The sequence below is a fragment of the Rhodococcus sp. WS1 genome, assembly GCF_003797745.1.
Classification (GTDB): Bacteria; Actinomycetota; Actinomycetes; order Mycobacteriales; family Mycobacteriaceae; genus Rhodococcus_F; species Rhodococcus_F erythropolis.
This window is the reverse complement of the sequence record NZ_RKLZ01000001.1, coordinates 961987-984469: the sequence shown is the minus strand read 5'-3', so window position 1 is coordinate 984469 and position 22483 is coordinate 961987. Positions and strand designations below refer to the sequence as shown.

Here is a 22483-nt window from a genome sequence, read left to right as displayed (position 1 = left end):
GCCTTATTCGGCGGAGCCGGTGTCATCCAGAACCGGCTCCGCGAACCCTGGCAACCAACGAGTCAGGATTTCCATGTACGGGGCATATGCGTCCAACTGGGCGCATATGCCGACCGAACCGAGAAGAACTCGGAAGATCATCAAATACTCGGCCGGAAGGTTGAGTGCACGGGCCGTTCGGAACTGCGCACTGTTGAAGTCAGTGGCGGTTCCGGCGGCCTTTTGCAGCCACGACCGAGTGAAATGAAATGACTCGGTCTGGATCGGGTCGGTGAAGGGTCGCAGGTAATCCGCGATCTCCTTGTCGGTCACCGTGCGTCCGGGAATCACGAAACCGTTGGCGCGCAACAACTCCGTCAATTCGTCGAATTGTTCCTCGACAGCCAAGCGCACCATCGTGCCGAGAACCCGTGGCAGTCCGTTCGGGAACGGCGCAGCCGCACCGAAGTCGATGACGCCGAGTCGGCCGTCCGCGAGAAGCATGAAATTGCCGGGGTGCGGGTCGCAGTGGAGCAAGCCGACACGGGCCGGAGACGCGAAGTGGAATTCGGCGAGTAGTGCACCGGCAGCATTGCGCTGCTCCGGCGTTCCACTTTCGATGATTCTGGTCAACGGGGTTGCCGTCATCCATTCGGTCACGACCACTTTCGGCGCGCTCGCCACGACGTGCGGGATCACGAATTGGGGATCTCCGTCGAATTCTTTTGCAAAAGCTCGCTGATTGTTCGCCTCGATCCGATAGTCGAGTTCTTCTTCGGTGCGCGCGGTGAACTCCTCGATCACGGGGCGCACATCGACACCGGGCATGACCGAACCGAAGAGACCGGCAAATCTGCCCAAGGTCTTGAGGTCGGCGCGTAGAGCTTCGTCGGCGCCGGGGTACTGAACTTTCACGGCTACGTCGCGGCCGTCCGCCCAGACCGCACGGTGAACCTGCCCGATGCTTGCCGACGCGGTCGGTTCGTCGTCGAACGACTGGAATCGGTCGCGCCATTTGGTTCCGAGTTGCTGATCGAGCATCTTGTGTACTTGCTTGGTCGGCAGCGGTGGGGCGGCGGCTTGGAGCTTGTTCAGCGACTCGCGGTACGGCTCCGCGAATTCCTCCGGAATCGCCGCCTCCATGACGCTGAGCGCTTGGCCCAGCTTCATCGCGCCGCCCTTGAGTTCGCCCAGCACCGCGAACAGTTGCTCGGCGGCCTTCGCGCTCAACTGCGCGTCGATCTCGCCTTTGTCGCCGCCGGCGAGCTTGCGTCCGAAGCCCATGGCGGCGCGACCGGCCATCCCCAGGGGGATGCTCGCGAGTTTGGCAGTACGGGCAGAACTCTTGCGTGGGATCTCGGACACCACACCATCATGTCTGACTGGGGCGTCCTTTGCCCGAAACAGGTGCCAGGTATTGGCAACTGCAAGATATTTGCCGAGGCCAGCGCCTGGTTGTGATCCGATACGGACGGAGCGCGATCTCGAGCGTCGACGACAGACTCGCCGCATACGTCGCCGTTGTCTCGGATAATGCGGAGTCGATCTCGGCCAGGGCCAGCGCGACACTTGCATGGATCATCGCCGATTCCGCGTGGCCGGCGCTGCCGAGTAGCTGCGCGGACAGATGAAGCCAATGAGGGTCGAGTTCGGATCGGATGATGTCGGCGCATCGCAGGCAACTCGACTGGCCCGGCAAGACAAGAGGACCGATCACACCGTTGCCGTCGCGGATGCGGACGGAAAGGTGGGGGAGTCCGCAGCGAACGAGATCGCTGACCAGGCGAGGATCAGTGACCACGTCGTCGGCCAGCACCACCAGTTGTTCGTTCCACGTGCGCACGACGTCGGTGTTGCGATACCCGCGCGAGCGACGCGTGCTTACCCCGCCGGTGACCAGGGCGCGCTCGACGGCGTCCGAGAGTGGACCGACACCGTGGATCCGGACGGACACGGTCCTCCTGGCGGCAGTGTGGACGAATCCGGAATCGGTGAGTTGCTCGAGCAACTTCTCCGTCACCGACGTCGAAATCCCGCGCGTCGATGCTTCCCACAGGATGGTCGCGCGGGATCTGGAGCCGTCCATTTTGCGGAGGATCGACTTCACCGCGCGCGCATCGACCCCGACAGGCAGCGTCAGCAGGACGGCACGTCCGGGTGTCCATCCCAGCTGCAGCCGACCGTCCGGGCGCGACAGAACAGCGATCCGCGGGTCCCATCGGGGTCCCGCGGATCGCTGTGACGTGCTGTTCTGTGTGGTGTCGTCTTGCGTGTCACCGGTCATCGTTCGATGCTGGCACGGCGGGCCGTCGGCGAGTCCGCGTCAGTGACAGTTATCCACAGGACGTCAGCATGGCTGAACTGCGAAAATGTGTCGAGAAGGAATTATTTCTCTTCGTCGTCCTCGCGGGTCTTGTCCATCGCTGCCTCGGCCGCACGCTCTTTTGCCTCGACGGCTTCGAGCTGGGCGATCGGGTCGTCGAAATTGCCGGCTTCGCCGCCGCCGAGGACCCGGGCGACAAATCCGTCCGGTGCGTCGAGATCGCTCGAATCGGGCATGAGGTCGGGATGTGACCAGACGCCGTCACGAGTGTCCATACCGGCTTCCGCGGTGAGCTTCTGCCACAACCCGGCCGCTTCACGGACCTTGCGAGGACGAAGTTCGAGTCCGACCAGCGTCGCAAAGGTCTGTTCGGCGGGGCCGCCGGTGGCACGGCGACGCCGCAACGTCTCGCTCATCGCGGCAACACCAGGCAGTCGCTCGCCGAGTGCGGCGGTGACGACCGTCTCCACCCAACCCTCGACCAGCGCGAGCAGAGTCTCGAGCCGTTCGAGAGCGGCTTTCTGCTCCGGGGTGTTCTGCGGCTCGAACGTGCCCTGCTGCATCAGTGCTTCGAGCTTGCTCGGATCGGTGAGAGCGGACGGGTCGAGGTCCTTGGCAAATTCTTCCATCGCCGAGAAGTCCATCGTGATCCCGCGGGCGTATTCCTCGACTGTGGCGAGAACGCGCTGTCGCAGCCACGGAACGTGACTGTAAAGGCGCTGATGAGCTGCTTCCCGCGCGGCGAGGAACACCAGAACTTCCTGATGCGGCTGTTCGAGACCCTCACTGAACGCCTGAACCGCAGCGGGGAGAAGGGCCGCGGTGCCCTCTGGTCCGAGGGGCAAGCCGATGTCGGTGGAGGAGAGCACCTCGGTGGACAGTTGGCCGAGTGCCTGGCCCAATTGCGAGCCGAACGCGAGTCCACCCATCTGGCCGAGCATGCCCAGCATCGGGCCCGCCATCTGCTGTGCTTCGGCGGGAAGTCCCTGGACCCACATGCCCGCCACCTTCTCGGCCACCGGATCACAGAGCCGCTTCCACGTGTCGATCGTGTTGTCGAGCCAGTCGTTCGGAGTCCAGGCGAGAGTGCGGCTCGCTCCGGCAGGAAGCGTCGTTGCGGCGTCCAGCCACATCTCGGCCAGATGTGCGGCGTCGGCGATCGCCTTGACATTGCCCTCGGTGATCGGTGTAACCGATCCGATCTGTTGGCGTGCCAGCTTCTTGGCGATGTCGTAGTTCACCGGACCGGAAGTACCGCCCTGGCCCATCGACGAGCCCATCCCGCTCAGCATCTGACCGAACTGGGTGAGCATCTGGCCGAGCTGAGCCGGATCGAATCCCTCACCGCCCGCGCCGAACCCGAACGGCGTGTCACCACCCCCGAACGGATTGCCACCCGCCGCGTTCTTGTCGCGATCGGGATCGTCGTCGGAGTTGGAGAAGCCGAACGGCATATTGCTCATACCTCAACGGTACAAGGCTCGAGCGGTCGGAGTCGCCCTCCGAGTCACGCTGACGGCGAACACGCACGGCGCTCAGGCGGTGCGATCGGTGCTCCGGCGCCTTCGCGCTTTACTCTGGATCAGGTGAATCGACGGATAGTGACGCTCTTGGCCGCACTCGCACCCATCGTCGTGTTGGGAGTCGTCGGAACAATGGTCACTGTTCCTTATGTCGCACTCGGTCCTGGCCCCACCTTCAACACCCTCGGCGACGTCGACGGTAAGCCCGTCGTCGACATCCAGGGGACCGAGGTCGATCCCACCGACGGCAACCTCAACATGACAACGGTGTCGGTTCGCGACGGCCTCAACATTTTCGAAGCGTTCGGACTGTGGGCGAGTGGCAGCAACGGACTCGTCCCACGCTCGGAGATCTATCCGCCCGAGAAGTCGAAGGAAGAGATTCAGCAGGCCAACACCGCCGACTTCCAGCAGTCCGAGGACAGTGCCGAGTTGGCTGCACTCCACTTTCTCGGTAAGCCGGTGGCACTCACTGTCTCGAAGGTGACCCCGGACGGCCCTGCCGCGGGTGCCCTGCAAGAGGGCGATGTCCTGGTCAAGATCGGCGACACTCCGGTAACCACCATCACCGGCGTTCAGGACACGGTCGGTGCGATCGCGCCAGGCACCGCGATCGACGTCACCGTCCTTCGCGAGGGTGTGGAGACCGTTGTACCGGTCACCGTTGGGGCGCGGCCCAACAAGCCCGAATCGGGTTACCTCGGCGTCACGCCCAACGAGGTCCCGGACGTTCCCTTCACCGTGCAGTTCAACCTTGCCGACATCGGCGGTCCTTCTGCCGGACTGATGTTCACACTGGCGTTGGTGGACAAGCTGACTCCAGGGGAGCTCAACGGCGGAAAGTTCGTGGCCGGAACGGGCACCATCGACTCCGACGGCGAGGTCGGTCCGATCGGCGGTATCAGGTACAAGTTGATCGCCGCCTCCGAAGCCGGTGCTGAGACCTTCCTCGTGCCGGCCCAGAACTGTGACGAGGCGAAACAGAATGCGCCGGACGGGCTTCGACTCGTCAAGGTCGACAACCTGCCCGGCGCAGTGGACTCACTCGAAAGCCTCAACACGGGCGGCGACGCACCCCGCTGCTGAAACCTGCCTTGCCGAAGACAGGCTCGGTCAGTCTTCTTCTTTCAGTCTTCTTCGACCTCGTCGAGCGTCGCGTACAACGCGTGAACCAGGTGAGGTGCAAGACCGTCGTAGGTAAGCAGTTCCAGGTCACCGTACGGATCCGCATCCTCGTCGGGACGCATCTGCAGAAGCGACAGCGAAGGACCGTCACGGAGCACGCCGACGAACAGTCGAGCCTCGCGTCGATCGGGATGCGCGTTGGCCGTCAGTCGCGCGACCTCGTCCGCAGCATGCTGATCGGTCAATACCGGCGCCGTGGCGTGATCGAGATCCGATTCCGCCTCGGGCGGCAGGACGACGATCTCCTGAACCAGGATGCAACCCTGCACCGACTCGGGCCAATGCGTCGTTGCCAGGAACTCGTCGAGTGCCCGTGAACCGCCGATGATGTCCTCGGGAAGCGATTCCTGTTCGATCGGTGTGTATTCGGCGCCCTCGGCGAGTTGGTCGAGCAGTCCGGGTTCGGCCGCGGCGAGCATTTCGGTAGGCACCAACGCGTACAGCTTCGGCGGTTGATCCCAGCCTTCGGCGTCGATGTGGTCGACAACTTCATGAACGCACCGGGCGAGGGCACTCGGTGATCTGCTCATATTCTCTTCACTCACACGTTCATCCTCCCACCTTCTGTCCGGCTCCCTGCTCTCCGTGTTGTCAACCCGTGACCGTTGTTACGTAGAGTGGTCGGAAACGGCCAAGTCCACTCGGGCGTGGCCGCAGTGATCGATGCAATCGGTTGCGACGCCACGGCGTCGCCAAATCTTGGAGCGTGGCACGTGGGCATGCGGCCCCCCGCAGGTTTACCCTCTCTGTCCAGACGCAGTCGAATCTTGTTGGTGGTGGCTGTCGTAGTGGCGGCCTTGCTGCTCGTGGGGCCGCGACTGATCGGCATGTACACGGACTGGTTGTGGTTCGGAGAAGTCGGCTACCGCGGTGTCTTCACCAAGGTTCTGCTGACGCGATTCGTGCTCTTCCTCGTGGTCGGAATTGTCGTCGGAGCCATCGTGTGGCTCGCGATGCTTCTCGCGTACCGCGCACGTCCGGTGTTCGTTCCGGTCTCCGGACCCAACGATCCGATCGCGCGCTACCGCACGACCGTCATGTCGAGGCTTCGTCTGTTCGGCGTGATCATTCCGGTCGCGATCGGCATTCTCTCCGGTCTCATCGCGCAGGCCAACTGGGTCACGATCCAGTTGTTCCTCAACGGTCAGCCGTTCGGCATCACCGATCCTCAGTTCAACTTGGACGTCGGCTTCTACACGTTCGATCTGCCGTTCTACCGCTTCGTTCTGAATTGGTTGTTCGTCTCGATTCTGCTTGCCTTCGTGGCAAACCTGGTCACCCACTACGTTTTCGGTGGGATCAAGTTGGCCGGGCGCGCTGGGACATTCACGACTGCCGCACGTATTCAACTGGCTGTCATCGCCGGCACCTTCGTGCTCCTCAAGGCGGTGGCGTACTGGTTCGATCGGTACTCGTTGATGTCGAGTAGTCGTAAGGAACCGACGTTCACCGGTCCGGGCTTCACCGACATCAATGCGGTTCTGCCGGCGAAGCTGATTCTGTTGTCGATTGCGGTCATCTGCGCGTTGGCGTTCTTCGCCTCGATCTTCACGCGGGATCTTCGGATACCGGCCATGGCAGTCGCTCTCTTGGTTCTTTCGTCGGTGCTCGTCGGTGCGGTCTACCCGATGATCGTCGAGCAGTTCTCCGTCAAGCCCAATGCGGCGCAGAAGGAGAGCACGTACATCGAACGAAACATCGAAGCGACCCGTCAGGCGTACGGGATCACGGAAGAAAACGTCGACTACGTCGACTATCCGGGAGTTGGCACCAAGCAGCCCCAGGACGTTCCGGCCGACCGGACCACGATCGCGAACACACGCCTGTTGGATCCGACCATTCTGTCGCCGACGTTCACCGCTCAGCGTCAGCTCAAGAACTTCTACGGGTTCCCGCAGACGCTCAACGTCGACCGCTACGAACAGGACGGCCAGTTGCGCGACTTCGTTGTCGCCGCGCGTGAGCTGTCGCCGAACAACCTTTCCGGGAACCAGACGGACTGGATCAACAAGCACACGGTCTACACGCACGGCAACGGTTTCGTCGCGGCCCAGGCAAACGAAGTAACGGCCGTGCAGGGCGACAGTCAGAACAACACCGGTGGTTACCCGATCTACTCGGTCAGCGACCTGACGACCACGCCCGAGAACGAGAACCTCAAGGTGGACAATCCTCGGTCGTACTACGGCGAGGTGATCAGCCAGTCGGACGCCGATTACTCGATCGTCGGTTCCGTCGACGGCGAGGGACCTCGTGAGTACGACACCGACACCTCTAAGTACACCTACACCGGTTCGGGTGGTGTCTCGATCGGCAACTGGTTCAACCGTCTTGCATTCGCGGCGAAGTACACCGAGCGCAACATCTTGTTCTCGAGTGCAATCGGCTCGAACTCCAAGATCATCTTCAAGCGTGATCCGAAGGAAAGGGTCGAGGAGGTCGCGCCTTGGCTGACGACCGACGGCGCTGCCTACCCCGCAGTGGTCGACGGCAAGATGCAGTGGATCATCGACGGCTACACCACCGCCCAGGACTACCCGTACGCGCAGCGCAGTTCGCTCGACGGGTTGGTCGAGGACAGTATCGACCAGACGACCGGGCGCCTCATTCCGCGTCAGGAGTTCTCCTACATCCGTAACTCCGTGAAGGCCACGGTCGACGCGTACGACGGCACGGTCACGCTCTACCAGGTCGACGAGCAGGATCCGGTTCTGAAGGCGTGGATGGGAGTCTTCCCGAACACGGTGAAGCCGAAGAGCGAAATCTCGGACGACCTGCAGGCGCACTTCCGCTACCCGGAAGACATGTTCAAGGTTCAGCGAGAGATGCTGGCGAAGTACCACGTCGACGATCCGAGTGAGTTCTTCACCAACAACGCGTTCTGGTCGGTTCCGAGTGATCCGACGATCGACACGTCGGCCAACCAGCCGCCGTACTACGTGCTGGTGGGCGACAAGGACACCGCGAAGGCGGATTTCCGTCTGACCAGTCCGATGGTCGGGTTCAGTCGTGAGTTGCTGTCGGCCTACATCTCGGTGGCGAACGACAAGGAGAACTACGGCAAGTTCACGGTGCTGCAGCTGCCGACCGATACGCAGACTCAGGGTCCACAGCAGGCTCAGTCTGCGATGACGTCGGATTCGCGTGTTGCTTCGGAAGTGTCACTGCTCAAGCAGTCGAACAAGATTCAGTACGGAAACCTGCTGACTCTGCCGATTGCCGAGGGCGGAATCCTCTACGTCGAACCTTTGTACTCGCAGCGAAACTCGCAGAACGCGTTCCCTCAGTTGGCGCGTGTGCTGGTGAGCTTCAGCGACACCAACGGCATTCGGATCGGTTATGCACCGACCGTCTCCGAGGCGATCAGTCAGATTTGGCCGGGCGCAGGTTCGGCAGCGACTGTCACCCAGCCGGCACCCGATCCGGATACCGGAGCGCAACCGGAAACGCCGACTACTCCGACGGCACCGGCCCCGCCGGCTTCTTCGGATGACGTCACGAAGGCGCTGGCCGAGGTCAATTCGGCAATGGCGGCATTGAAGTCGGCGCAACAGAGCGGTGACTTCACCAGCTACGGTGCTGCGCTCGACCGCCTGCAGAAGGCTGTTGACGCGTACCAGGCGCTGCCGAGGTAAGCGGCGTCAGTTCATGAACAGCAGAAGGCCCACCATCCGATCGGATGGTGGGCCTTCTTGTGTGCTCAGTGAAGCTGTATGAGCTGAATCAGCGCAGTGCTGCAACGATCGGTGCGTTGGCATCGGAGAGCTGCTGGAACTGTGCGGCGAATCCGTACTGGCCGGCGAGGTCACGAGCGGTGTCGTAAGCCTGCTGTGCGGCGGGCTTGAGCTCGGCCGGGATTTCGACGGCGGGAGCAACTGCGGGTGCCTCGGCGACGGGAGCCGGTGCTGCGGCGGGAGCCTCTTCGACTGCCGGCTCGCTTGCGACGGTCAGACGCTGGCCGCAGACGGGCCATGCGCCGGGGCCCTGGCTCTGCAGGGTGTTCTCGGCGACGCGGATCTGCTCTTCCTTGGAAGCGTTGGCGGGCGAGCCGGTGCCACCGTTGGCGGTCCAGGTGCTCTGCGAGAACTGCAGGCCGCCGTAGTAGCCGTTTCCGGTGTTGATGTTCCAGTCGCCACCGCTCTCGCACTGTGCGACGCCGTCCCAGTTGTGGGTGGCTGCGGAAGCGGTGCCGGTGCTCATGGTGAGGGGCACTGCGACAAGTGCGCCGGCTACTGCCAATGTGCCGAATGCACGCTTGCTGATGCTGGTGTACGTCATGTCGGGGTAAATCCTCTCCGCGCTTGCTGACATCGGCGGGCCTGCGGGTCGGCGATGATGCTGACTTTCCCGGGCGCTTGTCTCTCCGTGTCTCTGCCCCTCGAAGGTTTCGGGGGTTCCGATCCCGCGGGGCAGAGTGGAGCAGCGGCGGGTCGGCGTTCGCCCGGTTGATTCGGGCCGGGACCGACCGTACGGGAGCGCTGAACGAGGGTCGATTCGCGATTTTCCGGACCACCTGGTCTTCTCCCATCCAGGATTTTCGGCGTTTGTGCTGGTAGAGCCTTTCCGATGCCGTTTCGAGGTACGTTCGTTACATGCTTGTTATGTGTTGATGCTCACGGGCATTTTGTGAACCCAGTCACCCGATTCTTCGACTTTCAGGCGTGTATTTCGCTCCAGCGCAGGCGATTTGCGTTCCGTTCATCTGCTCGTGTAACTTTGTCAATGCATCGCGGGGTGGAGCAGCTCGGTAGCTCGCTGGGCTCATAACCCAGAGGTCGCAGGTTCAAATCCTGTCCCCGCTACTAGAAAAGGACCGCCGCACTGGATTCCAGTGCGGCGGTCCTTTTTTGTGCGCAGCCGTCGTAGGGTGGCGACGTGCGACTCTCGAAGATTCTTTTGGCGATGGCGGTGACCACTTCGCTGGTGGCCACCGCTCTGGCGTTCTCGGCAGGAAGCGCTGCCGCCGGTGGGCGGATTACCGATGCGAAGCGCGTGGTCTTCATCGTTCCAGGGCAGCAGCTCTACAACTCGGGAGAAACGCACCAGGCGACCTACCGCGCCCTCGACGAGGCACTGAGCGCTGCGGGCTACGAGACACACTTCGTCGACGCACCCGGCAAGATGATTGCGGCCGACGCCGAGCTGATTGCCGATTCGATTCGCTCCTACGCTGCCGGCGCTGACTCCGTCGGGGTGATCGCGCACAGTGCGGGTGGACTGAGCTCCCGGTACTACGCGAAGTTCCTCGGTGGCTCCGAAGTAGTGGATTCATTCGTCGCCATCGGTGCTCCGCAGTACGGTAGCCCCGGTGGCTGCGTACAAGGCCCTGCCGACGGTTACGACACCTGCATGTTCTCCGAAGTTCTCACCAAGCTCAATGCCGGTGAGGACACTCCTGGATCTGCCTACTATTCGGTGGTGCAGAGCTCAGGCGAGTGGGCGGACGGTCGGTTGGACGGGGGCCAGTGCCGGGTGTACGTCGATGGCGTTCCCGGGGCCGGAACCGGAGCAGACCATCTCACCGAGCTCGAGCATCCAGAGGTCATCTCGGGAGCGATCAGCGCTTTGGGGCGCGACTGTGTCGGTACGTTCGTGGACGAGAACGACGGCGACATCACCTGGCCTGACACGTTGTTCCCGTCATTTCGGTAAAGCTTCAGGTCCGGGTTGTTCGGACGAGTAGCCCGGCTACGTGTGCGCTCGCGGCAGTTCTGGCCCCCAAGGCGTCACCCGATTCGATGGCCGCGACTATACGAGCGTGCTCGGTGACGGCGATCCGCCGATTGAGCTCGAGGCTCCACATGTCCGAACGGTAGAGATGTGACTGTCCGTCGAGACGATGTAGGGCTTCACTGAGCGGGTGATTGCATGCAGTCTCACGAATCAAGGTGTGGAACTCGAGGTCCAGCGTCGAATCGCGACGCTGATCCGGCGGGCTCTCGAGAAGTTCGCGTTGCACCTGCACCATCTTGTTCAGCTGTGACACGGTTTCATGCGTGGCATTGGCCGTCGCGTTGAACGCCGCGAGACCGTCGAGTACCTCACGCACCTCGAAGACCGCGCGCAGAGACTCTGCGTCCAGCGAATCGACTTTTGCACCCGCATTTCGGGTGTGGACCGCGATGCCCTCGTAGATCAACTGCTGCACGGCCTCGCGGACCGGCGTTCGACTGACATTGAGCTTGCTCGCCAGCGCGGGAACACTCAGTGGTGTCCCCGGCGCCAGCTCTCCCGAAAAGATCAGTTCGCGAAGCGTCTCGTGCACGGACTCGGTGAGCAAAGCTCGTTCGGTGGTGGTCATCTTGTCCTCACTTCGATCCTGCACGATATCGACGGTACCCGGGAGCGCTATCCGGCGGCGCGCACCCGGTCAGCGCTGCGACTGTCGACGTCGGGCGCCGTCGCGCCTTTCAGTCCGGCCACTTTGGCCGCGATGTTCTCGGCGATCGTGATCGGCGGGTATCCCACCTCGCCCGGTTCGAGAGTCCCTGGCAGTGCTTCGATGACGGCGTCGTAGTTTCCGTCGAAAAAGAATGCGGCAGAGCGACGTCGGATGATCTGACCATCGACGATAGGTGGGTCGACTCGGTGCACTGTCGAGCGCCATCGGTCGTTCGTCCAGCGTGCCATTGCGTCGCCGAGGTTGATCAAGAGTGCGCCGTCGGCAGGTTGGACGTCGTGCCATACGCCATCGGCACTCAGAACTTGAAGGCCCGGAACTTGATCTGCCCACAGGATGGTCAAGATTCCGAAGTCGGTGTGAGCGCCCATTCCCGTCATGTCGCCGGAGATGCGGATCTCGCCCTCAGGCAGTGCGTAGTTGTTCATCTTCATCGCGTCGATCGAATGGTCGAGCATCGAATCGAAGTACTCGGGCTGCAATCCGAGGGCGTCGGTAAAGGCGCACATCAGGATTCGTGCCAAGCCCTGGGCATGACGGAAATACTCTTCGATTGCCGGTCGGAATCCGGGCGCGGCCTCAGGCCAAGTGTTGGCGGCGTAGCTGGACTCGGGTAGGTCGACGCCCGGATAGTCGCTCACCTCTGTGCCCACGACTATTGCTTCGTAGAAATCGTTCATCTGGTTCGCAGCGGCGACGCCCAGGCTCATGCTGAGTGATTCCGACTTCGGTGGCGAGTAGCCACGGTTCTCGGACGAGGGACGGCGATAGTTGTTCTTCACCGTCAGTGGGAGAGCAAAGAACTCGTCGAGAGCGTCGGCCAGTCCGTCGGTCGCCGATCGTGGAATGCTGTGTCCGACAATCTGTATGAATCCGACCTCCCGGCACGCGCGATCGAGTTGAGCTGCCACTTCCGCACAGGCAGTGCTGTTGGTGGCGTTTGCAGCCGATGCCTCGCCGGTGAGGTACGGGCTGATATCGATCGTAGGGATTTCGAAGGCGGGAATTTCGTGGGTCATTTAAAGTCCTTGCGGCCGGACGTGTGCCACTTACCGACGAGCACACGTGAGAGGAATCCAAAGGCAGAGAAGACGAGGACGCCGAACACCGACGCGATCACGATCGCGGCGATCAGATCCTCGGACTGAAGGCGGCTTCGGTAGACGTCGAGCAGGGTCCCGATCCCGGGTTGTCCTTTGGCGAAGAACATGTCGCCGATGATGGCACCGACGACAACAAGGCCGGAGGCGGTGCGGATACCGGTGAGAATGGCCGGCATTGCCGCTCGCAGTTCGAGTTTCACCAGTCGATCCCAACGCGAGGCGCGGCCGAGGGTGAAGAGTTCGTGCAGTCCGCGATCGACCGATTGCAACCCGAAGTGTGTGTTGGTGATGATCGGGAAGGCTGCGATGAGAACGCAAACCAGGGTGCGCGCGGTCATGCCGTAGCCGAACCAGAGCCCGATGAGGGGGACGATGGCGAGGATGGGAATGACCTGCAGCACAACGGCATATGGATAGACGATCCGCTCGATCCACTTGGCCTGGCTCATCAGCACGCCGGTTCCGACGCCGACTGCCACCGCGACGACGAAGCCGACCAGCGCAACCTGTGCCGTCACTGCGAGGGCTTCGAGCATGGGAGAGAGGTGTTTCCAGTCGAGTAGCGACTTCGTCAGTACTTGACTCGGCGGCGGAAGGAGAAATCGACGTTCCGGGGAGAGAACGAGGTAGCTGACGATCGACCACGCTGCGACCGCGCCGGCAAGTGAGAGCAGCGGATAGAGCAGGAAGGTGCCGAGCGCTCTCATTCGAGAGGGCCGTCCGGACTGTGCCTGTGCTTGCGCCGTGGTCGCAGAATCAGTACGAACGGCGGTATTGCGTACGGTGGTGCCCTGTTGTACTGCAAGGACTTCGGTCATCGTGAGCTCCCATGGAGGCTGGCCGAGATCTCGGCGACGTGTTCGGTGTATCGGGCGTCGTAGCGCAGTTCCGGGCTACGCGGGTACGGGAAATCGATGTCCACGACCGAATGTATTCGTCCAGGCCTGGCGGTCATGACGACCACCTTGTTCGCGAGGTACACGGCCTCGGATACCGAGTGCGTGATGAACATCGAGGTGAACCCTTTGTCGGTGTAGAGCCTTTGGAGCTCTACCTGCATCTCCAGTCGTGTCATCTCGTCGAGCGCACCAAAAGGTTCGTCGAGCAGCATCACAGCGGGTGCGAGGGTGAGCGCACGCGCCAACGAGACACGCATCTTCATTCCGCCTGACAACGCATTGGGCAGTTGTTTCGCAAAGTCCGCAAGGCCGACTGCGCGGATTGCCTCGTCGGCGCGCAACTTTCGCGCTGCTTTGTCGCCGCCACCGAGTTCAGCCGATAATTCGACGTTGGCCTGCACGGTTCGCCAGGGGAGGAGAGTCGGCTCCTGGAAGATGAAACCAACTGATTCGGTGTCGAGGGCAACCGCACCACTGGTCGGTCGCTCGAGGCCGGCCGCCATGCGCAACAAAGTCGACTTGCCACAGCCTGAGGGTCCGACCACGGCGACGAAGTCTCCTCGCTCCACGTCCAGATCGATGCCGTCCAGCGCGACAGTGCCGGTATCGAACTTCTTGACGACATCGGAAAAGACCATCTGCATCGGCGCGGTGAGCTTGCGAGCGTCGGCATCCTGCATCGTGTTCGCGAGTTCCATCTGAGCCTCCGGTTCGGTAATGCATGCAAAAGTTCTTCAAGATGCAAGAACTATCTTGAATTGCATGTATGTCGCTTAGATTGCTGAATGTAAATGTGAGGTGACATTGCAGGTGAAGCGAGAATCCTGGCGCGCGTTACCTGATGGAAACAACGAGGCGATTGCATGTAATCCACGTGCTGCAGAGTGTGCTCATCGGATCACCCTTCTTGGTTCGCCCACATCCCAATTGTTTTCACGAAGGAGACGCTGTGTATTCAAATCGCAAGGTGCATTCCAATCGCAGAAGTGTGGGAGCGGCGGGCGCGGCACTGGCCATGTGTGCAGCCATCGGATTGACTGCGTGCAGCTCCAGTGAGGCTGAGACGGCGAAAGCCGAATCTCTCGAACCAGCTGCCGAGGCGCAGAACCTTGCGGGTCTCTGTCCGGAAAACGTTGTGGTTCAACTCCAATGGCAGCCACAGTCGGATATGGGAGCGCTCTTCGAGATGCTCGGTCCCGGCTATTCGGTCGACACCGACGACAAGTCCGTCAGTGGGACTCTTGTCGCCGGAGGGAAGGACACCGGAGTCGACCTGACCTTGCGGGCCGGGGGACCGGCAATCGGGTTCCAATCCGTCAGCTCCCAGATGTACGTCGACGATTCCATCACTCTCGGCTTGGTGCACGGGGATCAGGTGATCGCGGCAGCGGCAAGTCAGCCCGTTGTGGCCGTCACGCCATTGCTCAAATACAGCCCGGCAATCCTCATGTGGGACAAAGAGTCTCATCCGGACTGGACGAGTGTTGCCGATATCGGCAAGTCCGACGCGAGTGTCGTCGTTTCCAAGGAGCAACTCTTTCCGCAGTGGCTCGTGGCGAAAGGACTACTGAAGCAGTCTCAGCTCGACACGAGCTACGACGGAGCTCCCTCGCGATTTGTCGGTGACCCGACCATCGCTCAGCAAGGATTCGCGAATTCGGAACCGTACACGTACGAGAAGGAGACGCCGGCGTGGGACAAGCCGGTTTCCTATGACCTGCTGAAAGATTCGGGTTTCGACATCTACGCGTCCAATGTTTCCGTTCGTGCCGACAAGGTCGAGACACTCTCGCCGTGTTTGAGCAAGCTGGTTCCGATCATTCAGCAGGCCACCGCGGACTACATCACTGCGCCGGATGCGGCGAATGCTGCCATTGTCGACGTCGTCTCGCAGGACGTGTCGTTCTCTCCCTACACCGAGGGTGAAGCAGCGTTCAGTGCCCAGCTCCTGAAAGAGAAAGGCCTGATCGCGAACGAGGCAGACGGATCCGTCGGCACGTTCGACATGACGCGAGTCGCTCACACCGTCGAAGAACTGAAGCCCATTCTCAACGCCGGGGGTGCGGCGATACCGCAGTCATTGACTGCTGAAGAGATCTACACCGACAAATTCACCGATCGGTCCATCGGAATCCGCTGAAGGAGCTCACAGCAAATGACGTACGACATGACAGAACTCAACCGCGAGACCCGCATGGGTGGCCTGGGCACGGAGACCACCGACCGCGAGGTCCGAAGAATCGATCTCTCGGATTTCGAGAACCGGCGCAGCGAGATCGCCGAGGAGTTGTGGTCGGCAGCGACCGACATCGGATTCTTCCAAATCGTCAATCACGGAATCGATCTGGACCAGGTCCGCGAGGCTTTCGCGGCGGCCGAGCGATTCTTTGCACTGCCCACTGAGGTGAAAGCGCAGTACCCGCTCAAGAAGGGTTTCAACTCCGGCTGGGAGAGCATGACGCAGGTGCGTCCGTCCATCGGAACACCTGATCAGAAAGAGTCCTACCAGGTGACCCGCCCGCATATGGGTGATCTGTGGCCCACTGCAGACGAATTGGGTGGATTCCGCGAAACGATCCTGGACTTCGAAGCCAAGTGCTGGGGCATTGCGATGGACCTGTTGTCGTGCTTCGCCGAGAAGCTGGGATTCGAACGAGACTTCTTCACCAGGGCACATGACCCGTCGGTGGCCACCTACCAGAGCACACTGCGACTACTCCACTACTTCCCCCTTGCCGCCGACGCAGATGTCGAAGGGATGTGGCGTGCCGGAGCGCACACCGATTTCGATTGCCTGACATTGCTTTTCCAGCGTGACGGTCAGGGCGGGTTGCAACTGTGCCCGGGCAAGGAGATGGACACCCAGGAATGGACGTCGGTGGTGCCGGCCGAGGAAGCGATCACCTGCAACATCGGCGACATGCTGATGAGATGGAGTGATGATGTCCTGCCGTCGAACTTCCACCGGGTCAAGAGTCCCGGAGTCACCGACTATCGGGGAGCCCGCTACAGCCTCGCGTTCTTCGCTCAGGCGAACCGCGACGTGACCATCGAGGGGCCGGCGGGCAAATACCCGCCGATCACTGCCGAGGACTACATCGACCAGCGAGTACGCGCGAACTTCGCGCGTTGATCCGTATCCGTTCCGTCACACACTTTCAGGAGAACTGGCGATGACTACCGCGCCCAAGAACATGACCGACGCGATCATCCGGGACGTGACGTTGTACAGCGGCGGGCAATGGCTGACCGGCCGCGACGTCGTCGTCTCGAATGGGGTGGTCGAATCGATCGAGAAGTCGACCGGCACCGCCACACCTGGAAGTGTGGACGGATCGGGGGCGTATCTGATCCCTGGGTTCGTCAACACCCATACGCACCTTCAGCAGTCACTGATGCGTGGGATCGCCGAAGGGACACCGCTTCTCGAATGGCTACTCGCGGTCGCAGAAGAGTCGGTTCAGATCACGCCGGAGCGCGCATACACGGCCACTGTCGCAGCCTCGCTGGAGGCATTGCGCAGCGGTACGACGACCCTGGTCGAACACATGTGGCCGCACCCGTCCAGCGAGGTTCACGACGCTGTGATCCGGGCGTTGCACGACACCGGGATTCGTGCGGTGCTGGGACGCGGAACCGCAGACCGGGCGGACAAGACGAGGAAGTGGGGCTTCGATCCGCGGCTCATGCAACCACTCGGAGATGTTCTCGCACATACGGATCAGATGATGCGCGACGTCGCAGGTTCCCGCATTGACGTGGCAGTCGCGGTACCGAACCCGCGTTCGCTGACCCCGGACGGGATGTCGGAAGTGCGTGAGTTCGCGCGGGCTCGCGACCTGACGGTCTCGATTCACCTGCTCGAGACGCAGACCGACAACACGATGTGTACGGAACACGCGGGCATGAACGCGGTCGACTACCTGGATTCCCATGGGTTCTTGTGGGACCGGGTGCTGGCGGTCCACTGCGTCGAACTCGACGACCGTGGTCAGAAGGTGCTGGCGGAGCGCGGCGTCGGAGTGTCGTACAACCCCGTCAGCAACATGCGCCTCGGTAGCGGAATCGCGCCCGTCCCGAGTTTCCTCGACGCGGGGATCGCGGTGGGGTTGGGTGTGGACGGCGCAGCCAGCAACGATACTCAGGACATGCTCGAGACGCTGCGCACCGGCGCCTACGTGCAGCGAGCCGCGCGTGGCCGCGCCGACCTGCTCGGCTTCGAAGCCATGATCGACATCGCATCCGGCGGTGCGAACGCAGCACTCGGTCTGCCGGCCAGGTCGGGCGGGATCTCCGTGGGCGATCCCGCCGACCTCACCATGATTCGGTTCGAACGCGACTTCGGTTGCCTCCCGGTGCGAGATCCGGGCGCGTCCATTCTCACGACGGGCAGTCGTCAGATCGTGGACACGGTGTTGGTTGCGGGCGAGGTCGTGCTCCGCGAGGGGCACTCCACTCGCGTCGACGAGGCGGAATTGATCCGGACGCTCAGCGCTTTGTGACTGTGCTCAGTCTTCGCTGATCTCCATCTCGATCAGGACGCGGCGCAACAGCTTTCCGGTGGCGTTGCGGGGAAGTTCGTCGATGAAGACGATCTCGCGGGGAACCTTGTAGCGCGCGAGATTCGACCGGACGTGATCCTTCAGCTCGTCGGAGTTCTGGTCGGCGCCGTGGGCGACGACGACAAACGCTCGCAGGCGGTGCCCGAAGTCGGCGTCCTCGACTCCGATGACTGCCGCTTCCAAGACGTCCTCTCGATCGGCGAGCAGGTTCTCGACTTCGAGCGGGTAGACGTTCTCGCCACCGGAGACGATCATGTCGTCGTCGCGGCCGTCGACGAAGAGGAGGCCGTTGGCGTCGAAGTGTCCGACGTCGCCGGTCGAGAGAAGTCCGTCGATACGTTCCTTGTCACGCCCGTCGGTGTATCCCTCGAAGCTCAGCCCGCTGGCGACGAAGATTCTGCCGATCGTGTGTGGGGTGGTGATCTTCTTGTTGTTCTCGTCGAACAGTTCGACGTGACAGGTTACCGGCGCGCGGCCCGCGGTTCCCGGCGCAATGGTCAGATCCTCGGGAGTCGCGACTGTTGCCACCGCGACCTCGGTGGATCCGTACAGGTTGTAGAGGACGTAGCCGAACGAGGCCGTGACTCGTTTGCACAGGTCGGGTGAGAGTGACGAACCTGCCGAGAAGATGATCTTCAGGTTCGACGTGTCGTACTTGGACAGCACTTCGGGACCGAGGTCGATGATGCGAGTGAGCATCGTCGGGACCACGACCAGACTGTCGCACTTGTATTGTGCGACAAGTTTGATCGTGTTCTCCGGGTCGAACTTTCGATGCATGACGACGGTCTGGCCGAGCGCCAACGCGAGAGCGAACTGCGAAACGCCGGTTCCGTGGAAGGCAGGGGCCGCCATCATCATGGTCTGTCCGCGGCGCAACGGCACGCGGTCGAGGAACTGCGCCGACGCGAGAGGGGAGGTGTGGCCACGCGGCGCACCCTTGGGAGTTCCCGTTGTGCCGCTGGTGAGGAGGACGAAGCCACCGTTCTTCTCGGGTGCCGGTACCGACGACGTGGTGCGTCCGGCGATGGCCTCGTCGAGAGTAGCTGCCGTGGAACCGTCCGCGGCCGTGCCCTCTGGCCAGGAACGATAGACGACGACGTCGTCCGGCAAGGCATCGGCGATGTCAGCGAACTCGTCGTCGTAGACGAAGGCGACCACCTTCTCACGCGCGGCGACGTCCACGAGTTGGGGCCGTGCGAAGCCCGTGTTCATGAGAACGAGCTTCGTTCCGTTCTTCGCTGCCGCCAGCATGGTCAGGACCAAGCCTCGATGGTTACGGCACATCGCACCCATGACGGAGTCGGACGTGATGCCGTCGGCCTGCCACGCCCGGACCAACGCGTTGCTCTGACGCTCGAGCTCGGCATAGGTGATGGGTCCGCGCTCGTCGATGATCGCCACCGCGTCGTAGCCGTTCTCGGCGTGTGCATGGACCGGCCCGGCAAAGGGTCCGTACTTGTCCACGGCTGCAATGGATTTGAGCCCGCGATCGAGGCGAGGGAACGGGACGAGTCCGGCTCGGAACATGACCCCCGCCGCGCCGATGGTGTCAGTGACCTTGGTGACCAATCCGGGCATACGTGAACCTCTTCCGAGCGTCGTTGTAGGACTGATTACACACTAATGGGCAATCAGGTTTCGGTGGTGAAGTTTCACGATGGCGACCGAGCAGTCCGCCCCGCCACCTCGAAAGGTGGCGGGGCGGAGTGTTTCGGGATCGGGTCTGTGCGACCGTCACTTCAATTCGACCGTCACTTGAGTTCGGCGGACGACTTTCCGAGCAGGCGGCGTGCGACGATCAGCTGCTGGATTTGCTGGGTGCCCTCGAAGATGTCGAGAATCTTCGAGTCGCGGCCCCACTTCTCGAGCAACGGGCGCTGCGAGTAGCCGTAGGTTCCGGCCAACTCGACTGCCTTGAGCGTCACGTCGGTGCCGGTGCGGCCGGCCTTCGCCTTGGACATGGACGCTTCGAGCGAGTTCGGCTTCTTGTTGTCCGCCATCCACGCCGCGCGCAGAGACAGCAGGTACGCGGCCTCCCAGTCGGCTTCCAAACGGATGAACTCGGCTGCAGCTGCATGCTGGTTGTAGACCGGTGTGTCGTAGGAGATCTCGACACCGGCTTCGGTCAGGATGCCGCGCAGTTCTTCGAGAGCCGCGCGTCCGACGCCGACGGCCATGGCTGCAACGAGGGGCCGGGTGTTGTCGAACGTCTGCATGACGCCGGCAAAGCCCTGCTCGACGTTGACCTCCGGGCTGCCGAGAATGTTGTCCGCGGGAATGCGGCAATCCTGGAGCAGGAGTACTGCGGTGTCGGATGCCTTGATGCCCAGCTTGTGCTCGAGGCGAGCAACGCTCAGGCCCGGTGCGTCACGCGGAACGACGAACGACTTGATGGCCGCTCGGCCCTTCGACTTGTCGACCGACGCCCACACGACGATGTGCGTCGAACGCTCACCGGCGGTGACGAAGATCTTCTCGCCGTTGAGAACCCACTCGTCGCCGTCGAGAACGGCGGTGGTGGTCACTGCGGCGGAGTCGGAACCGAAGCTCGGTTCGGTGATGGCCATCGAGGCCCACACCTTGCCGAAACGTTCGAGCTGTTCGTCGGTGGACACTGCGGCGATCGCGGCGTTGCCGAGCCCCTGGTAGGGGATCGAGAGCATGAGTCCGACGTCGCCCCAAGATGTTTCGAGCGAGTTGAGGAGCGCAGACATGTTGCCGCCGTTGGCGTTGCCACCCTTGGCGCTCGCGTCGGACCGTCCGCCGCTGGCACCGCCGATGTCTCCACCGGAATCGGAGAGGCCTTCGACCATGGCGGCCATGGTGTCGAGCTCGACGGGATACTCGTGCTCAGCGAGATCGTACTTACGTGAAATGGGTCGGAAGATCTGCGCCGCGACCTGATGTGCCTGGTTCGCTGATGCTTTGAGCTTCTTGGGAAGTTCGAGGTTGATCATCGTGGTTCTCCTGGAAGTTCAGCGGCGTCAGATGAGGACGATGCCCTCGGCAACGCCGATGGCACGGAGGTCGCGGTACCAGCGCTCGACCGGGTGTTCCTTGGTGAACCCGTGTCCACCGAGGAGTTGCACACCGTCGAGGCCGATCTGCATGCCCTTCTCGGAAGCCAGCTTCCGGGCCAGAGCGGATTCGCGAGCGAAGGACAAGCCCTGCTCGGCGCGTGAAGCGCCGCGAAGCGTGACCAGACGCAGTCCGTCGAGTTCGATGCCGATGTTGGCGACCATGAAGGCAACCGCCTGGCGGTGGCTGATCGGCTCGCCGAACGCTTCGCGCTCGTTGACGTACGGAATCACGTAGTCGAGAACTGCCTGGCTGGTGCCGACGGCCATGGACGCCCAACCGAGGCGAGCCAGGCGAATCGCGTCGGCGTATTCGGCCTTACGCTGCTCGGCGTCACCGTCGCCGAGCAGTGCGGACTCCGACACAGCGACGTCGGTGAGGATCAGGCGACCCAGGCCGGCGGCGCGCAGACCCATGCTGGGATCTGCTTCGACGACGAGTCCCTTGGTGTCGGATTCGACGATGAAGAAGGACGGCTTGCCGTCGAGTTCCGCGGCGATGACGAAGAGTTCGGACGTAGCCGCGGCGGGCACCAAGCTCTTGACGCCGTTGAGCTTGTAGCCGCTGGGGGAGCGCACTGCCTTGGTCTGCAGGGCAAACGGATCGAACAGTGCGCGTGGTTCGTTGACCACCACTGCTGCGCCGGGGACCTGCTCGCCGGTGAAGGCCGGAAGGTAGGTCTTCTGCTGCGCGTCGGTGCCCCACTGCGTCAGTGCAACTGCAACACCGCTCGGTGCGAGGATCGGAAGTGCAAGTCCCATGTCTCCGTGCGCAAGTGCCTCGGCAACAAGAGAATTGGTGACTGCGCCGCGATCGGCGGCTGCTCCGTCGAGTTCTTCGGGAACGTTGATCAGCGTGATACCGAGCTCGGCCGCGCGCTTGGAGAGATCGGCGGGGGCCTGAGCTGCGCCGTCGGCGTCGTAGGCCGCGGGACGCAGGATTTCGGCCGCGAACTCACGCACCGTCTCGACGATCATCTTCTGGTCGTCGTCCGGGGTGAGATCGAAGTAGTCGGCGTTCTTGCTCGGGTTGTCGGGCAGGCGCTTGGGTGCACCGTTGCCCGAGACCTTCTGGAATCCTCGAGTGGCGGCACCCAGGGTTTTGAAGCCCGTCTTGGTGCCCTCGTAGGTCACGCGATCGATGGTCTGACGCAGATTGAACTTCTCGGCCAGTTCCGAACCGGTGATCTTGGTAAGCACACGCATGGCTGCGCCCATGGCGTCGCGTTTGATCGGGTTCAGGCCGACGGCGGACGTGTCGCGGGGCGCACCCTTGGCGCCGCCGCGCTGCGCGCCCGATTCGCTGCGCTGAGCGCTCTTGTCGGGGGCAACACTGTCTTGCTTGGTCATGATCACCAGCTGTTTCTCGGTGTTGGGGCGTTGGACGATTTTTATCTTACTCATCAGTAAGGTCTGTTGTCGAGAAACC

18 protein-coding genes and 1 tRNA gene are annotated in these 22483 nt (G+C 62.3%); 7 read left to right on the top strand and 12 right to left on the bottom strand.

The window, feature by feature from the left end; translation table 11 throughout:
* Positions 1 to 3: 3 nt before the first annotated feature.
* From EEB12_RS04510 to EEB12_RS04500, 3 genes are all read right to left on the bottom strand, one after another.
* Entirely contained in the window at positions 4 to 1347 is a 1344-nt protein-coding gene (locus EEB12_RS04510) for an ABC1 kinase family protein (RefSeq protein WP_020969242.1), read from the bottom strand.
* A gap of 4 nt (positions 1348 to 1351) precedes the next feature.
* Positions 1352 to 2263, bottom strand: a complete 912-nt coding sequence (locus EEB12_RS04505) for a hypothetical protein (protein WP_020969243.1) — start codon at positions 2261 to 2263, stop codon at positions 1352 to 1354.
* A 101-nt stretch (positions 2264 to 2364) separates the two neighbouring features.
* The gene (locus EEB12_RS04500) at positions 2365 to 3765 is read right to left on the bottom strand and encodes a zinc-dependent metalloprotease (protein ID WP_024487215.1); all 1401 of its coding nucleotides are present in this window, start codon (positions 3763 to 3765) and stop codon (positions 2365 to 2367) included.
* Between the two features lie 123 nt (positions 3766 to 3888).
* Between EEB12_RS04500 and EEB12_RS04495 the strand changes: the two genes are divergently transcribed.
* On the top strand, positions 3889 to 4911 hold the full coding sequence (locus EEB12_RS04495) for a PDZ domain-containing protein (RefSeq protein ID WP_020907134.1): 1023 nt from the start codon (positions 3889 to 3891) through the stop codon (positions 4909 to 4911).
* A 41-nt stretch (positions 4912 to 4952) separates the two neighbouring features.
* Here the strand turns inward: EEB12_RS04495 and EEB12_RS04490 are convergent, their stop codons facing one another.
* Positions 4953 to 5555: a PPA1309 family protein gene (locus tag EEB12_RS04490; protein ID WP_019747831.1), complete on the bottom strand. Its 603-nt coding sequence runs from the start codon at positions 5553 to 5555 to the stop codon at positions 4953 to 4955.
* Positions 5556 to 5729: 174 nt separating this feature from the next.
* On the opposite strand from EEB12_RS04490, the gene EEB12_RS04485 reads away from it, so the two are divergent.
* Positions 5730 to 8645 (top strand): UPF0182 family protein, encoded by a 2916-nt coding sequence (locus EEB12_RS04485; protein ID WP_223257968.1) that lies wholly within the window; start codon positions 5730 to 5732, stop codon positions 8643 to 8645.
* An 88-nt stretch (positions 8646 to 8733) separates the two neighbouring features.
* On the opposite strand, the gene EEB12_RS04480 is transcribed toward EEB12_RS04485, so the two are convergent.
* A complete protein-coding gene (locus tag EEB12_RS04480) occupies positions 8734 to 9288 on the bottom strand; it encodes a transglycosylase family protein (protein ID WP_019747833.1) in 555 nt (184 codons plus the stop codon).
* Positions 9289 to 9738: 450 nt separating this feature from the next.
* On the opposite strand from EEB12_RS04480, the gene EEB12_RS04475 reads away from it, so the two are divergent.
* Positions 9739 to 9812, top strand: a tRNA-Met gene (locus tag EEB12_RS04475).
* Between the two features lie 73 nt (positions 9813 to 9885).
* Positions 9886 to 10662 (top strand): esterase/lipase family protein, encoded by a 777-nt coding sequence (locus EEB12_RS04470; protein WP_069145909.1) that lies wholly within the window; start codon positions 9886 to 9888, stop codon positions 10660 to 10662.
* Between the two features lie 4 nt (positions 10663 to 10666).
* On the opposite strand, the gene EEB12_RS04465 is transcribed toward EEB12_RS04470, so the two are convergent.
* Genes EEB12_RS04465 through EEB12_RS04450 form a run of 4 tightly spaced genes read right to left on the bottom strand, consistent with a single transcriptional unit; the run spans position 10667 to position 14110 of the window.
* The gene (locus EEB12_RS04465) at positions 10667 to 11311 is read right to left on the bottom strand and encodes a GntR family transcriptional regulator (protein ID WP_020907137.1); all 645 of its coding nucleotides are present in this window, start codon (positions 11309 to 11311) and stop codon (positions 10667 to 10669) included.
* Positions 11312 to 11358: 47 nt separating this feature from the next.
* On the bottom strand, positions 11359 to 12429 hold the full coding sequence (locus EEB12_RS04460) for an isopenicillin N synthase family dioxygenase (protein WP_099697348.1): 1071 nt from the start codon (positions 12427 to 12429) through the stop codon (positions 11359 to 11361).
* Positions 12426 to 13331: an ABC transporter permease gene (locus tag EEB12_RS04455; RefSeq protein ID WP_020969249.1), complete on the bottom strand. Its 906-nt coding sequence runs from the start codon at positions 13329 to 13331 to the stop codon at positions 12426 to 12428. The genes EEB12_RS04460 and EEB12_RS04455 overlap by 4 nt, the downstream gene beginning before the upstream one ends.
* The gene (locus EEB12_RS04450) at positions 13328 to 14110 is read right to left on the bottom strand and encodes an ABC transporter ATP-binding protein (protein ID WP_019747838.1); all 783 of its coding nucleotides are present in this window, start codon (positions 14108 to 14110) and stop codon (positions 13328 to 13330) included. Before EEB12_RS04450 ends, EEB12_RS04455 begins: the two co-directional genes overlap by 4 nt.
* A gap of 251 nt (positions 14111 to 14361) precedes the next feature.
* On the opposite strand from EEB12_RS04450, the gene EEB12_RS04445 reads away from it, so the two are divergent.
* The 3 genes from EEB12_RS04445 to EEB12_RS04435 are packed head-to-tail and all read left to right on the top strand — an operon-like array spanning position 14362 to position 17914.
* Complete coding sequence (locus EEB12_RS04445) at positions 14362 to 15552, top strand: nitrate ABC transporter substrate-binding protein (protein ID WP_235867780.1); 1191 nt, start codon at positions 14362 to 14364, stop codon at positions 15550 to 15552.
* A gap of 15 nt (positions 15553 to 15567) precedes the next feature.
* Entirely contained in the window at positions 15568 to 16545 is a 978-nt protein-coding gene (locus EEB12_RS04440) for an isopenicillin N synthase family dioxygenase (protein WP_020907141.1), read from the top strand.
* Between the two features lie 40 nt (positions 16546 to 16585).
* A complete protein-coding gene (locus EEB12_RS04435) occupies positions 16586 to 17914 on the top strand; it encodes an amidohydrolase family protein (protein ID WP_141487449.1) in 1329 nt (442 codons plus the stop codon).
* A 6-nt stretch (positions 17915 to 17920) separates the two neighbouring features.
* Here EEB12_RS04435 and EEB12_RS04430 read toward each other — a convergent pair whose 3' ends face one another.
* From EEB12_RS04430 to EEB12_RS04420, 3 genes are all read right to left on the bottom strand, one after another.
* Entirely contained in the window at positions 17921 to 19555 is a 1635-nt protein-coding gene (locus EEB12_RS04430) for an acyl-CoA synthetase (protein ID WP_084326428.1), read from the bottom strand.
* A gap of 173 nt (positions 19556 to 19728) precedes the next feature.
* Entirely contained in the window at positions 19729 to 20934 is a 1206-nt protein-coding gene (locus EEB12_RS04425; protein ID WP_003942363.1) for an acyl-CoA dehydrogenase family protein, read from the bottom strand.
* A 27-nt stretch (positions 20935 to 20961) separates the two neighbouring features.
* Positions 20962 to 22410, bottom strand: coding sequence for an acyl-CoA dehydrogenase family protein (locus tag EEB12_RS04420; protein ID WP_029255064.1), 1449 nt, complete (start codon positions 22408 to 22410; stop codon positions 20962 to 20964).
* Positions 22411 to 22483 lie beyond the last annotated feature (73 nt).

Coding starts and splice junctions, on each gene's coding strand:
- EEB12_RS04505 (WP_020969243.1), bottom strand. CDS start 2,263: ATGACCGGTGACACGCAAGACGACACCACACAGAACAGCACGTCACAG.
- EEB12_RS04500 (WP_024487215.1), bottom strand. CDS start 3,765: ATGAGCAATATGCCGTTCGGCTTCTCCAACTCCGACGACGATCCCGAT.
- EEB12_RS04485 (WP_223257968.1), top strand. CDS start 5,730: ATGCGGCCCCCCGCAGGTTTACCCTCTCTGTCCAGACGCAGTCGAATC.
- EEB12_RS04480 (WP_019747833.1), bottom strand. CDS start 9,288: ATGACGTACACCAGCATCAGCAAGCGTGCATTCGGCACATTGGCAGTA.
- EEB12_RS04465 (WP_020907137.1), bottom strand. CDS start 11,311: ATGACCACCACCGAACGAGCTTTGCTCACCGAGTCCGTGCACGAGACG.
- EEB12_RS04460 (WP_099697348.1), bottom strand. CDS start 12,429: ATGACCCACGAAATTCCCGCCTTCGAAATCCCTACGATCGATATCAGC.
- EEB12_RS04455 (WP_020969249.1), bottom strand. CDS start 13,331: ATGACCGAAGTCCTTGCAGTACAACAGGGCACCACCGTACGCAATACC.
- EEB12_RS04450 (WP_019747838.1), bottom strand. CDS start 14,110: ATGGAACTCGCGAACACGATGCAGGATGCCGACGCTCGCAAGCTCACC.
- EEB12_RS04440 (WP_020907141.1), top strand. CDS start 15,568: ATGACGTACGACATGACAGAACTCAACCGCGAGACCCGCATGGGTGGC.
- EEB12_RS04435 (WP_141487449.1), top strand. CDS start 16,586: ATGACTACCGCGCCCAAGAACATGACCGACGCGATCATCCGGGACGTG.
- EEB12_RS04430 (WP_084326428.1), bottom strand. CDS start 19,555: ATGCCCGGATTGGTCACCAAGGTCACTGACACCATCGGCGCGGCGGGG.
- EEB12_RS04425 (WP_003942363.1), bottom strand. CDS start 20,934: ATGATCAACCTCGAACTTCCCAAGAAGCTCAAAGCATCAGCGAACCAG.